At 55.1% G+C, this 15,595-nt stretch carries 14 protein-coding genes and 1 riboswitch; of the genes, 9 read left to right on the plus strand and 5 right to left on the minus strand.

Translation table 11 applies throughout. The features are described from left to right. Nucleotides 1-18 precede the first annotated feature (18 nt). From AC1RSM_RS07875 to AC1RSM_RS07885, 3 genes are read left to right on the plus strand one after another with little or no spacing between them, the layout of a single operon-like run. On the plus strand, nt 19-1,680 hold the full coding sequence (locus tag AC1RSM_RS07875; RefSeq protein WP_492931132.1) for a PepSY-associated TM helix domain-containing protein: 1,662 nt from the start codon (nt 19-21) through the stop codon (nt 1,678-1,680). Next, nucleotides 1,677-1,973, plus strand: coding sequence for a DUF3649 domain-containing protein (locus tag AC1RSM_RS07880; protein ID WP_492931134.1), 297 nt, complete (start codon nt 1,677-1,679; stop codon nt 1,971-1,973). Before AC1RSM_RS07875 ends, AC1RSM_RS07880 begins: the two co-directional genes overlap by 4 nt. Continuing rightward, complete coding sequence (locus AC1RSM_RS07885; RefSeq protein WP_492931136.1) at nt 1,970-2,845, plus strand: DUF3325 domain-containing protein; 876 nt, start codon at nt 1,970-1,972, stop codon at nt 2,843-2,845. The genes AC1RSM_RS07880 and AC1RSM_RS07885 overlap by 4 nt, the downstream gene beginning before the upstream one ends. A gap of 167 nt (nt 2,846-3,012) precedes the next feature. Here AC1RSM_RS07885 and AC1RSM_RS07890 read toward each other — a convergent pair whose 3' ends face one another. Then, nucleotides 3,013-3,390, minus strand: coding sequence for a nuclear transport factor 2 family protein (locus tag AC1RSM_RS07890; RefSeq protein WP_492931138.1), 378 nt, complete (start codon nt 3,388-3,390; stop codon nt 3,013-3,015). 263 nt (nt 3,391-3,653) lie between these two features. Here AC1RSM_RS07890 and AC1RSM_RS07895 point away from each other — a divergent pair, with 263 nt between their 5' ends. From AC1RSM_RS07895 to AC1RSM_RS07915, 5 genes are all read left to right on the plus strand, one after another. Beyond that, nucleotides 3,654-4,073, plus strand: a complete 420-nt coding sequence (locus AC1RSM_RS07895; protein WP_492931140.1) for a lysozyme inhibitor LprI family protein — start codon at nt 3,654-3,656, stop codon at nt 4,071-4,073. Nucleotides 4,074-4,206: 133 nt separating this feature from the next. After that, nucleotides 4,207-4,623, plus strand: coding sequence for a RidA family protein (locus AC1RSM_RS07900; RefSeq protein ID WP_492931142.1), 417 nt, complete (start codon nt 4,207-4,209; stop codon nt 4,621-4,623). Between the two features lie 8 nt (nt 4,624-4,631). Beyond that, entirely contained in the window at nt 4,632-5,564 is a 933-nt protein-coding gene (locus AC1RSM_RS07905) for a LysR substrate-binding domain-containing protein (protein WP_492931144.1), read from the plus strand. Nucleotides 5,565-5,685: 121 nt separating this feature from the next. After that, nucleotides 5,686-6,552, plus strand: coding sequence for a DMT family transporter (locus AC1RSM_RS07910; RefSeq protein ID WP_492931146.1), 867 nt, complete (start codon nt 5,686-5,688; stop codon nt 6,550-6,552). Between the two features lie 48 nt (nt 6,553-6,600). Continuing rightward, nucleotides 6,601-7,017, plus strand: a complete 417-nt coding sequence (locus tag AC1RSM_RS07915) for a DoxX family protein (protein ID WP_492931148.1) — start codon at nt 6,601-6,603, stop codon at nt 7,015-7,017. Nucleotides 7,018-7,071: 54 nt separating this feature from the next. Here AC1RSM_RS07915 and AC1RSM_RS07920 read toward each other — a convergent pair whose 3' ends face one another. After that, a complete protein-coding gene (locus AC1RSM_RS07920) occupies nt 7,072-8,016 on the minus strand; it encodes a rhodanese-like domain-containing protein (RefSeq protein ID WP_492931492.1) in 945 nt (314 codons plus the stop codon). Nucleotides 8,017-8,186: 170 nt separating this feature from the next. Then, nucleotides 8,187-8,276: riboswitch (glycine riboswitch) on the plus strand. 380 nt (nt 8,277-8,656) lie between these two features. On the opposite strand from AC1RSM_RS07920, the gene AC1RSM_RS07925 reads away from it, so the two are divergent. After that, nucleotides 8,657-10,063 (plus strand): amino acid permease, encoded by a 1,407-nt coding sequence (locus tag AC1RSM_RS07925; protein WP_492931150.1) that lies wholly within the window; start codon nt 8,657-8,659, stop codon nt 10,061-10,063. A gap of 235 nt (nt 10,064-10,298) precedes the next feature. On the opposite strand, the gene AC1RSM_RS07930 is transcribed toward AC1RSM_RS07925, so the two are convergent. The 3 genes from AC1RSM_RS07930 to AC1RSM_RS07940 all read right to left on the minus strand — a co-directional run bounded on the left by AC1RSM_RS07930 (nt 10,299) and on the right by AC1RSM_RS07940 (nt 15,574). Continuing rightward, nucleotides 10,299-12,701 (minus strand): TonB-dependent siderophore receptor, encoded by a 2,403-nt coding sequence (locus AC1RSM_RS07930; protein ID WP_492931152.1) that lies wholly within the window; start codon nt 12,699-12,701, stop codon nt 10,299-10,301. A gap of 353 nt (nt 12,702-13,054) precedes the next feature. Next, entirely contained in the window at nt 13,055-13,981 is a 927-nt protein-coding gene (locus AC1RSM_RS07935) for an alpha/beta hydrolase (protein WP_492931154.1), read from the minus strand. A gap of 306 nt (nt 13,982-14,287) precedes the next feature. Further along, a complete protein-coding gene (locus tag AC1RSM_RS07940; RefSeq protein ID WP_492931156.1) occupies nt 14,288-15,574 on the minus strand; it encodes a FecR family protein in 1,287 nt (428 codons plus the stop codon). Nucleotides 15,575-15,595 lie beyond the last annotated feature (21 nt).

Genomic DNA, 15,595 nt, shown 5'->3' on the forward strand with positions numbered 1-15,595 from the left:
AGTAGGAGGCGCGTCAGCGTGAAAGAGTCATTTCGCCAATGTATGGCATGGCTGCATACCTGGGTCGGTCTGGTGGTGGGCTGGGTCCTGTTTTTTGTTTTCGTCACCGGCACAGCCGGGTATGTAGACGACGAGATTACGCGTTGGATGGAACCAGAGCGGCCACTGGCCACGCAGACCTTGCCCGATCAACACAGTGGCATGCTGGATCTGGCCCTGGCGCGCTTGGACGCTGTCGCCCCCGAAGCCAAAGCCTGGACCATTACGCTGCCCCACCACGCCACCAACCCGCGCTTTGAGCAGGAGCTGTCCATCTCCTGGGAAGAAATGCTTCAAGCGGGGCAACGACGTGGCAGCCGTGGTAGTGAAACCCTGGACCCGATAACGGGGCAGGTGCAACCAGAAATCGAGCCCCGCGCCACAGCGGGAGGCAATGGCCTGTATCGCATGCACTATGCCTTGCATTACATGCCGTATCAGGTCGCGATCTGGTTGGTGGGTGTGTGCACCATGTTGATGCTGCTGGCCGTCGTAACCGGCGTCATCACACACAAAAAGATCTTCACGGACTTCTTCACGTTTCGGCCAGGCAAAGGACAGCGTTCCTGGCTTGATGCGCACAATATCGTCAGTGTGATGTCCCTGCCCTTTTTCCTGATGATTACCTATACGGGACTGGTCTTTTTCATGTCCATCTACATGCCTGCTGGCCAACAGGTCATGTACGGCTCCTCTGAAGCGGGACGGCAAGCCTACTTTCAGGATATTCGTGCACAAAAGCGGGATTTCCTGCCGGTTTCCATGCCTCAGCAGCCTCTTGCCCCCATGATGCAGTCCGCTGAACAGCAATGGGGCAAGAATGCTATTGCCTCCATTCAAATCACGCACCCAAAAGATAGCCAGCCTTATGTGGAATTCAGACGCACAGGAGTCAGCGGCGTGAACTGGTCGCGTGGTGAAACCTTGCGCTTTAACGCGCTGGACGGCAGCCCGCTTGAAGCTGAGGACGACAGCAATGCCACGGTTGATACGCAACGTGTGGTGCTGGCCTTGCATGAAGGAATTTTTGCTGAATGGTGGTTACGCTGGCTGTATTTCATCTCCGGCCTATTAGGCTGCGCCGTAATCGGTACAGGCCTGGTGCTATGGACCGTCAAGCGACGCACTCAACATCAAAAACGCATGGCGAAAGCCACCCCTTTCAGCCTGTCCGAGCGTATCGATGCGGCAGGTTTGCGTCTGGTTGAGATCCTGAATGTGGGCACGCTGGCCGGTTTGCCATTGGGCCTGGCAGCGTACTTCTGGGCCAATCGCTTGCTGCCCGTCACCCTGCTGGATAGAGCAGACTGGGAGTTCCACGCACTGTTTCTGGTGTGGGGCTGGTCCTTTCTGTACGCCATATGGCGTCCTTTAAAGCGCGCCTGGCTGGAGCTGTTATGGCTGACAACAGCCGCCTACGCCTTGATTCCAGTTTTGAATGCCTTCACCACCGAGCGCCATCTGGGCATCACCCTGCCTCATGGTGACTGGGGCTTGGCTGGTTTTGATCTGACCATGCTGGGTCTGGCCGCCACCTTTGCCTATATCGCCTTCAAAATGAAACGCAAATGGCAGATCGCAGCGGCGCAACACAAATCTGCCGCCAAGGCTCCTTTACAAGCCGTAGGAGCCAGCTCATGAGCCAGTTGTCCTCCTCTTATCGCCTGCAAGTGCTGTCACGCATTGTCGCTGCCACGCTAGGCGGCTACGCGCTGGCCTCCGGCGCCATGGTTTTGTTGACCTTGCTTTGGCCGTTGCCCAAGGGTCAGGCCGTACTGGCCTCCACCATGCTGAGCTTTGTCTGGTACACCCTGGCCGTCATCTGGGTTTTTAGCACCACTAGCGCCACCCGCGCCTGGGCAGGCATGGTCTTGCCCGCTGCGCTTCTGTGGTTAATCAGTTATTTCTTGATGCCAGCCGGAGCCCTGTCATGAGCAACACCAGCCTATGGCTGAATTTGGCCGTCTTTTTAAGTAGCCTGGCGGGCTTTATCTTGCTGGCGCTGGCCAGCGAGCGTCAGGGCGAATTTCTGCTGCATCGAGAGCCCAGCGCACGTGAGCGCCTGTTATTTCGTTTGATAGGCTGGCCTTTACTAGCCTTGGCCTTGCTCCTGTGTTTTGCGGGCTGGGGCTGGAGTATCGGTGCCGTTTCCTGGCTGGGCTGGCTGACCATGGCAGGCGCTGGACTGAGCTTTTATCTGCCCTGGTGGCCGTGGCAAGAGAAAAAACCGGTGCGAGCACGCCCGGCCCCAGTAGCAAAAGCGGCTGCCCCAAAAGCTGCGTCTGCGTCTGCGCAGTCAGGCTCCATTGCAACGCCCGCAAAAGCAAGGCTTGGAGCCTCCTCGCGTAACGTGGCTTTTGCCGTCAGCCTGCTGGCCATACCGGCCGCTTTCCTGGTCTCCGTCGCGCAATCCGGGCCTGCCCCGATTTACCGCCCCGACGCCGTTCAAGGCCAAATTGGCCCCTGGTCTTTTGTATTGGCTGAAGCCGACTCTCATCCACCGGCCTTGTCCCGCAACGGCACACACACCAAGGCCTTTCACATCCGTTTTTGCGACTCCTGCGACACGGACATCCGCAGCGCGTACCTGCACGTAAACAAGCAACAAAACACACCCTCTGCAAAGCAGGCCTTTGGTGGCGTTCGTTGGACACGTAGCGTAGACCTTGCCATCCCCAAAGGCAGCGAGCTGGAGCACCAGCTGTGGCTAAGCGTAGAGTCCAAAAATGGCGAAATTTTCCACCATGCTATGGATTTTCACCAAGTAGCCCCCGCGACAGCAGCCTTTCTTCAGCAGGGTCTGTAAGAAGAGCTTGTGGGCAGAAAGACATACACCAACTACCCACTTTTTATCCTTTCGGAACGGCGCCAGCCTTGCGGTTCAATGCCACAACAGATGCACAGACCGATCGGGCTGCCTTCATCTACGGCCTGATCTTCTTTGGCCAGAAAGCGCCAAGCAGGCTTAGCTCTCTATCCTGCCGTAGCCATTTTTGTGCCTTGATGAAACACCATCTGCCAGCGTCCCTCTATTTGCTTCCAGATAGAGCTGCGTAAAGAACGGACCGGCCCCTCTTCGCCCGGCACTTCGCAGATATAGCTTGCCAGGACCACCCCATCGGCCAGCACAGTCAGTTTGAAATCACTCAAAACGCGCTGCACAAATTCTTGTTGCGGCAAACAGGCCAGGACCTCTGCCCTGTCCCAGGCTGCCCCGCGTGCGCCGATCTCAACAAAATCCTGGGCCAGCAACTGACTGAGCTCGTCCACATCGCCACGAATCGCGCGATCAAACAAGCGTTTTTCAAGAGAAAGAATCAGATCATGCAGGGAAGGATTCATAGTTTTCATTCGACGCAGAACACCAGGGAAATTAAGGCCAGGAATTGGCAGAGCGATTTAACTATACGTCTGTGAGTACCAGCGATCATGCGCTGAACAGTAGCCAATAAGATCGTAACGCCGCCCCAGACAAGATGAATCCAGAGGGCGGTAGCCGCTAAAAAATTAATACTCGTATGTAGTAGGATTTAGGTCCTGCGCAGACAGTATTAACCGCAGTCAATGCCCAGCAGTTCCCACACGGACTTCCTTTGTACCCGCCGGAGAATCAGATGAGAAAAGCCTTGAAAACAAGCCTGATAGCCGCAGGACTTAGCTTGATCGCCAGCCTGCCTGCCGTGCAGGCCGCAGACTGCGACAGTCTGAATACGCAAAGCGCAATTAATCAGTGCATCAGCGAGCAGTACAAAAGCTCGGACGCAGAGCTCAATAAGCTCTATAAAGAAATCGGCAATCGCCTGAAAGACGATAAAGACGCGCTCACCGCCATGCGTACAGCGCAACGGGCCTGGGTCAGTTTTCGAGATGCCGAATGCGACTTCGCCGCCATTCATTCACAAGGCGGCAGCATCCACTCCATGCTGATCACAAGCTGCCGCACAGAACTTACTCAAGTCCGCATCAAGGATTTCAACAATTACTTGTCCTGCCCGGAAGGCAACCTGGGCTGCCCGGTTCCCTCAGAAAACTAAGCGGGGCAACGGAGGGGGCCTAAGTCTTTGATATGCCAGCTCACAGGCCGCCTGCGCCTTGCTAGGCAAATGGCCGCTCCCCTACTCCACAGCCCACCAAGACAAGCAACTATTTTAAAAATGGATAAGCGATATGAAGCCCCACTCCCCTGTACGCATCAGCAATCCCAAGGGTCTGTACGACAGTTCCGTTAACGGCTACTCGCACGTGGCTGAAGTGCCGGCGGGCACACGGCTGGTCTTTATTGCAGGCCAAAGTGGCGAAGATGAAAACGGCAACATCGAACCCGATTTTCAGGCCCAGGTTGCCCGCGCCTTTCACAATGTACGGCTTGCACTGGAGTCTGTGGGCGGTAGCATGCAGCACATTGCCAAATTGACGGTGTATATCGTTGATCACAGCGAGGCCAAACTGCCAATTTACGGTGCGCAATTGCAGCGCGCCTTCGGCGTGGGCCCACTCCCCACTTGCACGCTGGTGCCCGTTACAAGACTAGCGTTGGACGCAATGCTGTTCGAGGTGGAAGCCATTGCTGCTCTACCAGCCTGATCCACCCTATGCGCGACCTGAATGACCTTTATTACTTCGTGCAAGTCGTTGATCACGGCGGCTTCACCCCGGCCGGGCGGGCCTTGGGTATTCCCAAATCCAAGCTCAGCCGCCGGATCACCTTGCTGGAAGAATCGCTGGGCGTGCGTCTGATTCAGCGCTCCAGCCGCCATTTCAGCGTGACTGAAATCGGCCAGATGTATTACCAGCGCTGCATTGCCATGCTGGTGGAGGCGGATTCTGCCCAGGAAATCATCGAACGCCACCGCAGCGAACCTCAAGGGGCCGTCCGCATGAGCTGCCCGCTGGCCTTGCTGGACTATGGGGTGAATGAACTGCTGGCCCGCTATATGGCCGCCTACCCCCAAGTTCAATTGGAAATCGAGAGCACGAACCGACGGGTGGACGTGATCCGTGAAGGCTTTGATCTCGCCTTGCGCGTGCGCTTTCCCCCCTTGGAAGATAGCGGTCTGATCATGAAAATACTGGGTGAAAGCACCCAGTATTTAGTGGCCAGCCCAAGCTTGATTGAACGCATGGGCGGCCTGCCCAAGTTGGATGTACTGGCCAGTTGGCCTTCGCTAAGCGATGAGCCCTTGCTGCGTAATCCAGTATGGCAGTTGCAAACGGCGGACGGTGCCCAGATGGAAGTGCCGTATCAACCCCGGCTGGTGTGCGATGACCGCATGACCTTATTACAAGCCGCACTGCAAGGCATAGGTGTCGTGCAAATGCCCGCCATGCTGGTCGCCCCGTATATGCAGGACGGCCGTCTGATTGATATAGCGCCCGGCTGGAACCCCCGATCCGGCCTCATCCACGCGGTCTTTCCGTCTCGACGCGGACTGGTGCCGGCTGTCCGTGCCCTGCTTGATTTTCTGGGACAGGAATTTTCAAGCATTCTTCACCTTCCCACTGACAAGCCCGCCAGCGAAGGCTAAACACACTTTTAGGAACGTTCCATTTATAGAACGCTGATGGCCATATTCCCACCTATTCAAGCCATCGTTGCAATTCTATAGTCTCCTCATCCACTATTCTCTGATGAAGGAGCACGCGCTCATGAACGCCAAACTGGCAGCGGCCACCGCCGCAATTCTCTGGGGTTTTACGTACGTACTAACCACGACCTGGCTGCCGCCTAATCCGCTCTTTCTGGCTGCGGTCCGTGCCTTGGGCGGCGCTGTGGTCCTCTTGGTACTGGTGCGCAGCCTACCCCCCAGCAACTGGTGGGGCCGTCTGGCGGTATTGGGCACACTGAATGCAGGCCTGTTCTTTGGTCTGTTTTTTATCGCCGCCACCCGCCTGCCTGGTGGTGTCGCTGCCATCTTCCAAGCACTGACCCCGCTGGCCACCATTTTTATTGCCTGGGGCATTTTGGGTTCTCGCCCCGCCTTGCTAAAAATTGGTGCCGTTTTGCTGGGTGCGCTGGGTGTGTCTTTGGTGGTCCTGTCCAGTCAGGCACAACTGGATCTGGTCGGTATCCTTGCCGCCCTGGGCAGCATGCTGTCAATCGCCACGGGCGGAGTCTTGCTGAATAAATGGGGTGTGCCCCCTATGCCCTTGCTGGGCTTTACCGGCTGGCAATTACTGATCGCCGGTGTGGAACTGACCATCGTCGCTTTGGTCAGCCAAGACATTCCTAATGAGATTACTGCTCTGAACGCCTTGGGCTTGTTCCTGCTGGCCACCGCACTCACTGCTGGACCTTTCGCGCTGTGGTTCAACGCCATCAAGCAGCTAGGTGCCGTCACTGTCGCCCCCTTCATGCTCTTGGTGCCAGTAACCGCCTTTACGCTGGACGCGCTGGTGAAAGGCGTCTGGCCCACCAGCTTGCAACTGCTAGGGGTGGCCTTGGTTATGAGCGGTCTAGTCTTGAGCCAAAAAGCCCTGTCTATAACGCGCCCCGTTGCCAGTCGTGCTGCTTAATTTCAGACCCATCATTCACACCGCCGTAGACAAAGCAGGAGAAGCACGATGAATCACACATTGGATAGGATGTTGCGCTCCCAAGGCTATTACTGGATAGCCGTGCTGCTCTTGACCTACATTTTTTGGTGGAGCGGCCTGAACAAGATCTGGGACTTCGCAGCAGCCCAGCAGGAAATGGCGCATTTTGGCCTGGAGCCAACAGGGCTCTTTGCCATCGTCACTATTGCGGTGCAATTGCTGGGTACCTTGCTGATATTAAGTGCCAGCCGCCTGGCTTGGTTGGGGGCACTGATGCTGGGCATCTTCACCCTGTCTACCATTCCCCTGGCGCATCGCTTCTGGGAAATGCAGGGTTTGGAAGCATTTTTAGAACAGGCCCTGGTGCAAGATCACATCAGTGTTATGGGGGGCTTGGCTGTTGCTGCCGCATTGGCTCACGCCCATCGGCAAGCACGTCGTTAAACCCACATCCACTAGAATTAGCGATGGGCAGGCAGAAATTCTGTCTGCCCTTTTTTATACGGCTCCGCCTGCCAAAGACGGCGCATCACGCTCCACCTCAAAGCCCTCCGCCAGCCAGGCCTCCAGCCCACCTTCTAAAGGGCGAACCCGGCTATATCCACTTTGCAGCAAGCGCTTGGATACCAAGGCGGCAGACACCTCATTGGGGCAATCGCAATACACAATGATTTCACCATCGGCAATCGCCCCCAGGACCGCCTCTCCCAAGGACAAGGCGATAGCCCCCGGAATGCGTCCCTGCGCCTGAACAAAGGGTGGGCGCACATCCACAATCACGGGTGGCGTGTCCGATGCCATCATCTGACGCAGCTCCTTCACACTGACCCGCTCCATACATAAAGACTTGATAAAGCGCTGCCGCTGCCACCACTTTCTGGCAACGAACAAAGCCAGGCCTAGTGCAAGCAGTAAACCGCCCGCCACACCCAGGCTAACAAGCACACTTAACAACTCATCGACCGCCGAGCTGAACAAAGAGCCCAGAAACACTGCCGAGCCCGACCAGATCGCGGCACCGATAATGTCGTAGAGCAAAAAACTGCGTCTGCGAGTGCCCACCGTACCGGCCAAAACACTGGCAATTGAAGCGAAGCCGGGAATGAATTTAGCCACCATCAGGGACGGCGCACCCCACCGCATATAAATGGATTCGGTCTGCCGGATACAGGAGTCAGGGGATAAGGAAATCTTGCACAACAAGGCCAGCAACCTGCCGCCATAACGCCTTCCGGCCAGATACCAGCCATAGTCCGCAATCATCGCCCCCAGAACCGCCACACCCAGTAAGCCCCACAAACTGTAGCCGCCCGATTCATGCAAAGCGCCGGTTACGACCAGCACGGGATAGGCCGGTATGGGCGCACCGGCCTGCTCAATCAGTACATTGAAAAACACGATCAGCAGACCGTGCTCTTCAATCAATTTCAAAATGGTTTCGATCATAAGAAGGAGCAGAAAAAAGAGTGCCCTGGAAGCGGCTATTGTAAGCCCGCTAAGCAAGGCTTTCATTTTGCCGCCCTGCCGGCTCTGGGTCATTTAAATAGGCAAGGATGTACAGGTTAACGATAGTAGTCATCGCTTTTTGCCTGTCTATACAATAGCTGCGTCAATAACGGTTCAGGTGAGAGTCTTCACTTGGATGAAGCGCCGACGGAGCAACGACCCCGGAATCTCTCAGGCAAAAGAATCTTGAACCCTTGACGATCTGGAGAGAGGCACAGCAGTGCCCACCGAAGGGGACCATCACCTGCTGATGGATAAGCTCTCAGGTAAACGGACAGAGGGGGTACAGAGGCCATATGACCTCTGTTCACTCTTTCGTCCGGAGCATGTCTATGACCTGATAGTCAGGCGCCTTTAATCGGCAGCCTGGCGCACCCTTTATACCCACCCCATTTCTATTCGCACACAGAGCTGTTTTGACGTTTATTGCGTCAAAACCAGGAGGACTGCTGTGCGCTACTACTTTATATAGATCGGCATCAAAAAAACCGTTCTTAAGGACGGGTTGTGCCCTTTGTTTTCTCGCAGCACAGTCATAATTACGCATTTGAACGAAAAAAAAACCTAGGAGAACAGTGTGTCTCAGCAACATTCATCTGGACTGCAGCGCTCGTTGAAAAACCGGCACCTGCAACTGATAGCCATTGGAGGCGCTATCGGTACAGGGCTATTTATGGGATCAGGCCGCACCATCAGCCTGGCCGGACCTTCGGTCTTGTTTACGTACATGATCATTGGGTTCTTTCTGTTTTTTGTTATGCGGGCAATGGGGGAGTTGCTCCTGCATAACTTGGAATACAAGTCTTTTGTTGACTTCTCGGCCGACATTCTGGGCCCCACCATGGGCTACTTTTTGGGCTGGAGCTATTGGTTTTGCTGGGTGGTGATTGGTATTGCGGACATCGTGGCCATTACCGGCTACACGCAATTTTGGTGGCCGGACATTCCGCTATGGTTGCCGGGCCTGGCATGCATTGCCTTTTTGCTGCTGTTCAACCTGCTGTCGGCCAAGCTGTTTGGCGAGCTGGAGTTCTGGTTTGCTTTGGTCAAAATCATCGCCATTGTGGCTCTGATCGGTGTGGGCGCGTATCTGCTCTTCACGGGGTTCGTGGGCCCAACCGGCGAGAAAGCCAGCATTACCCATCTGTGGGATCGCGGCGGTATGTTCCCCAATGGTCTGGGCGGTTTCTTTGCCGCGTTCCAGATCGCCATCTTTGCCTTTGTAGGGATTGAGCTGGTCGGTACCGCGTCTGCTGAAACCGCTGATCCGGCCAAGAACCTGCCCAAAGCCATCAACAAGATTCCCGTTCGCGTGATTGTGTTTTACGTGCTGGCACTGACAGCCATCATGACTGTCACCCCTTGGGATATTGTTGCGCCCAACAAGAGCCCGTTTGTGAATATGTTCTTGCTAATCGGTGTGGGTGCGGCAGCAGCCATCATCAACTTTGTGGTGCTGACCTCCGCGCTGTCTTCCGCCAATAGCGGCATGTTCTCGACAGGCCGCATGTTGTACGGTCTGTCCAAAAACAAGCTGGCTCCTGAAGCCTTCAGCCAACTGTCGCGTAACGGTACCCCCCGCAACGGCCTGATCTATTCATGCGCTCTTTTGCTGTCCAGCCTGTTCCTGCTTTACGCCGAAGGCGACGTGATGCGGGTGTTCACCATCGTGACTACCGTAGCCAGCATTTGCTTTATTTTTGTGTGGGCTGTGATTCTCATCACCTACCTGAAATACCGCCGTGTCCGCCCCGAGGCACACGCTGCATCCGCCTACAAAATGCCTTTTGGCATTCCCATGTGCTATGCCACCTTGGCCTTCTTCGCCTTCGCGCTGTATCTGTTCAGCCAAGAAGAAGAAACCTTGATTGGCCTGGTTGCCACGCCATTCTGGTTCCTGGCACTGTTTATCTGCCTGCCTTTCTACAAGAAGCGCATGAAGAAAGACCTGGCCTTGGGTCTGGCGGCGCAAAGCGTACGCTAAGTAATTGATGTACTCGGCGCGGCCCTACAAAGAGCCGTGCCGCCGCAGCTGGGTCTGGCCTTGTTCTACACAACTTGGCTGGCACACACTGGCAACACTCCAATCCGCTGCTCTTGAGCAGCAAACCTGGAACGAGGCTGGAGCCCGGATGCAAAAAGCCACCCAAACGGGTGGCTTTTTTATGCCCATTAGATAGCAGAAGATCAGGCGTTCAGGGCCTGCATCTGCCGCTGGTTTAAAACTGATAACGCATATTCAAGGTGAAGTTTCTTGGCGTCCCCCAGGAATATTGAATACGCCCAAAGTCACGCAAGCCAGCCATGTATTTTTTGTCGAATACGTTGTTCACGTTCGCCCCCAGGCTCAGATGTTTGTTCACCTGATACCGAGCCATCACATCAAACAGCCAGTAGGAAGGCTGATCCAGCAAACGGGCCGAGGCCTTGCTTTGCCAGCGCGCCGCCACACCCACAGACACACCGGGCAAAGCCTGCGCAAAACGATAGCTGCTGGCAATCTTGAACTGGTGCTTGGGCACAATGTCCGTTGTCTTCAAGCTGCTGCTGTTTTGTACGTAGCTGCCTTGCAACTGCCAGCCAGGGGCCACTTCGCCCGACACCTCCAGCTCGTAACCACGACGTGTTGCACCATTGACTGCACGGTAAATGGTTTCACCCGTTGGTCGAACCTCGCCGGTGGACTCCGCGGTGTTATCTGTCTTCATCCAAAAACGCGCCACGCTGGCATTCAAAGCCCCGTTAAAGAACTCGCCTTTTGCGCCCAACTCGTAAGTCAAACCACGCTCTGGGTCCAGCGTATTGCCGTCAATATCCTTGCCGCTTTGCGGCTTGAAGATGCTGGCATAACTACCGTAAACGGAGATCTGATCCGTGACATCAACAACTAAACCCGCATAGGGTGTCAACACGCCATGCTGTTTGAAATCGTTATTGCTGTAGGAATATGGCGTTTCATCAAACTGCTTGAAATCGGTATAGCGAATACCGCCAATCAACTTCACCGGGTCTGCCAGACTGAATAAACCCGCTGCATAGAGCGAATTGCGCTGCGAGCTGAAGTAGCTGTGATTATTGATCGGCATGGTGGTGAAATCCGGTATTTCCAGAACACCACCGCCCCCGTTGTAGTCCAAACCTACATTGTTATAGCGTTTGCCACCCGCATAAGACTCTGTGGTGGTCCGGTAGGTATCACCCCCAAAACGCAGTTCGTGCTGACGACCAAACAAAGAGAACGGCCCTTGCACTTCCAAGGCCAAATTGCGGTTGCGGGTTTCATAATCGCGCGACCAGGACACGTCCACAATAGCCGGAATACCGGTAAACCAAATACCCGATTGGCCGCCCGGATTCACCGTCTTGTCCAGGCTGCCTTTAAGGGTGGCCGACCAGTCGTTCTCAAAGCGATGCGTCAAATCCAGGAACAGGTTATTGCTCTTTTGTTCGTAGCCGGACCAGGGAGCAGCGACATTAAATTCTCGGGGTTTCAAGCCCATAAACTGCCCATCTGCCGTATAGGCCTGAATCATGGACGTCCCAGCCGTGCCATCTTGGGTACGATTTTTCTGGGTAAAACTGACCGTTAACAGGGTGCGCTCTGTCAGATCCGCCTCTACAATTCCGTAAAAAGTCTTGTTGCTGTTCTTCACGTAATCCATATAGCTCTTGCCATCTGCGGCAGCAGCCACAACACGACCACGTATAGACCCACTTTGATTCAGCGGCGAGCTGATGTCCGCATCAATCCGATAGTTGTCCCAGCTTCCCACCGCACTACCGATACTGGCCTGAAACTGATCGGTAGGACGCTTGCGGATCATGTTCACCGTACCGCCATAAGCACCCTCCCCCATCATCAAGCCAGAAGAGCCTTTCAAGACCTCAATACGATCAATCTCGGCCATGTCATCCATGGAATATTGAGTCTGCGTGTTGATCAGCCAGCCACTAGCCTTTTGCCGCATGCCATCCGTCTGCATGTTCACTGCGGCGCCTCGAATTGCGAAGTTGAATGCATCCCCTTGCTGCTCTACCGACACACCCGGTGTTTGCTCCAGCACATCAGACAACTTGTACAAATTGAAGTCGTCCAGACGCTCGCGGGTCATGACGGAGATGGACTGCGGCGTCTCGCGCAAAGACAGATCAAAACCCGTTGCCGTGCGACTCGGCCCGGTGGCGGTGTAAGAACCGGAACCTTCCGTGACCGGACTGGCCGCTCGCACCCTGATTGCTGCCAACTCCTCCACATCCAGTTTTTTGCGTAGATGAATCGTGTTGCCAGTACGGGAATACGCAATGCCGGAGCCTTGCAACAACGCATCCAACGCCGCTTCCGGTGCCATGCGACCAGACACAGGCTGAGCCTGAATGCCCTGCACCAGATCCGAGGTGTAAATGAACTGCAAAGAGGTTTGCTGCCCCAACTGCAACAAGGCATCGCCCAGTGATGAAGACGAAATAGAAATGGTCACGTCGCTTTGCTGAGCAACGCTGGCAAGCGGCAGCAAGGTAGTCGACAAGGCCAGGGCAAGCGCAAGCTTTAACGTCGGCGCGGCCAAAGAAAAACGAGCAGCACGCCCAGCAGGGGCGCACATACGGCAGGAACGGAGAGTCACAGAGGTCTTCCTAAAAGACAGAGGTCCTATAGAGGTACAAATCGATATCCCTTTGGCCAAAGGATCGAGGCAGGTAAGCACAAATTAGTGCGAAAAACCTACCCTCATAAGTACAACGGACGAGAGGCGGAAAACCCTGAATGGGTGGGGGAGGAATTTGTAATGAGGGGGGTTGAGGAAGAAGCGTGATCGGGGGCTGGGCTATTTTTGAGACTGGGTGAGAGTGCCCAACCCTAAAAGCTCCGGGAACGATAGCGCTGCTATAGACCCGAAGCGGCCACCCCGTTGCATGCAGTAGGTACCCGTTGTCAGCAACAAAGCCTTGTTGAAATGGCTTAGCGCTATCTGAAGATTTAACGCACTGGCAGCAGATACTTCAATGCCTGCGTGAAGCCTCGGGGCGCGACGGTCAGATGGTCTTCGTCGTTCAAGATCACTGACTTTAGCTTCAAGCTCAAGTACTTTCTGCTCAGCAGTGCCGCTTCCAATGCCTGATTGTCGGCAACCATGTCCACCGTCTGATTGTAGCGTCGATCACCTTTGCGCATAGCCTCATAGGCTCCGACATAAAGGTATACATTCGCTCTCAGGTCCTGATTCTGCTCAGCGTAGCTTGCTTCGAGCTTCAGGGCATAACGCTTGTCGTACCAGAGAGAAGGACTGCCAAGGATATAGCTGCTGAACAAGCCAGGATCGGTGAAAAGCACCTGCACTCCAAGCAGCGCGCCGTAGGAGTGGCCCAGAAAGAGGGCTCTGGCAGGGTCTGTGCGATACCGAGCGGTGATGAAGGGCTTTACCTGATCGCGCAGATATTGTTGATAGGCACGCGCGTGGCCATGTATGGAATTGGGTGCCGCAGTACTTGGGCCATTGGGTGTCGGCGTGTAATCACGCTGACGGCTGACACTGCCGTCCTCGCCCTTCCCATAAGATAAGCCGACGAGAATGAATTCCTCGATCTGTGGGCCTTCAACATTCAGACGCCGCCCTAGCTGCCGAATGATCGGAAAGGCGTAGTCAGCGTCCGTCACATACAGCACGGGATAGCGTCGCTGTGGCTGTGTGGCGTAGGACGGTGGCAAGGCAATAAAGACTTGGTAGCCGCGCTTAGAAATGGGATCGGGCACGTCCCATACTTCGCTATCGGCGATCTCGTAGGGATGCCCGTCACCAGATTGCACCTTTGGCGGCGGTGGGGACTGGGCGTGCGTGGGAGCGGTAAAGGCGCCGAGGCTGGTCAAAAGAGCGATCAATACAGCATGTAGAAGACGTCGATGCATGTGGGTTCTTCGGCGATAAGCTACGCCCTAGGCGCATGGGAATTATTTGAGTCGACAAGGACAGGCGCGATTGCGCAGCAGGAGGGTAGCACATCCTCCGGAATTCGAGATACCAGCTTGCTGTGGCACCAAGCTACCTTGGGGAAGATCGCTACCAATCGAGGCCATTGGTGTCAGCATTGCGTTGCGGATGAAATCTTAAACAGCCTCATACAAAGGATGACACCCAAGCTAACGCCACTTTTTTCGTATGCCCACCCAATCCAGCAGCTTTAATTTGCTAAGCCTTTAGAGCCAACCAAAAACTCACCGCTCTATCGCCAACCCCACTTTGCCATCCGTGCGCTGCACCACCGTCACAGGCAATTGCTCCTGCAGCGCCAATAAAAAGCCCTGCGCATCTTCGATATTAAAAACACCCGCCATGCGCAGGCGCTTGAGTTTTTCGTCCATCAGCTCAATCGGTTCAGGTAGATAGCGGTTCATTTCCTGAACCACGTCATCCAGCGTTTGATCTCTGAATACGACCTTGCCTTGGCGCCAGGCGGTACGTGCGGCGACGTCAGTACGCTGTATCTGCCATGCCTGCTCTTCTCCGCCTTGAGCCAACATACCAGGTGTCAAAGCCGCTTTTTTCCGGTTCCACCAAGGCCCTGATGACACTTGCACAGAACCTTCTGTGACAGCTACCTCGACGGTATCGTCAGGGGCCCTGCGGACATTGAAAACAGTCCCGGTGACTTCTACCTGTACCTGGCCAGCGTCCACGATAAATGCCCTGCCCTGATCCGACTGCACGGCAAAGGTCGCCTCCCCTTTGAGCAGGCTTAGCTGGCGACGGTTGGCTTGATAGTGAAGCATCAACTCCGTGGACACATTCATATGGACTTCGGAGCCATCGGGCAAGGTGATGGTTTTTTGTTCTCCGAAGGCGGTGGTGTAGCTCAGGGCGTGGCTGACGGTATCTTGTTGGGCCAGATAAACCCCGCCCGCGCCTAGTAGTGCTACGGCACCAAGCGCTGCACCTTGCCAGAGAACACGGCGGCGAGCGGCGTTTGGAGGGGCTGCGAAGCTAGTGGCTGCCCTGCTGAATGCAATAGATGAAAGCGAACTTGAAACTGCTCCAGCTTCCGAATTTGACGTTGAGCTTGAAAACACAGTCGCAGTCGCGGCCGTACTCAAATTAGAGTCCCATGGCAATGTCGAACTAGGGCTAGGTTCAGACCCAAACGACGGAGTTGAAGCACTACTAAAAGCAGCGGCAGAACCGGAAGCCGAAATTGCTGCGGAACCATCGTCCGCAGTAGGTCTTAAAGCAGAAGCTGAACCCGCAGCCAAACCGGGGGCTACAACAGCATCCGCCTCGACATCCTCTTCCAGCATCTCCCGCAATTCCTGATCGGGAATTAGCAAACTGCTTTGCCAGATACTCTCCAAAGCCCGATATTCAAATTCATTCCGGCTATCCGCTTTTCTCCACTCCAAAAACCGCTTTTCCTCGGCAACGCTGAAATCGCCCGAATGGACACGCGCAAACCAGTAGGCAGCGGCATCGTGGGGATTGTCAGGGAGGGTAAAAGGTTCTGAGGTCATGGGAAGCAGCAAAATACAAAG

Source organism: Alcaligenes sp. GW821-FHT11D07 (genome assembly GCF_058808495.1).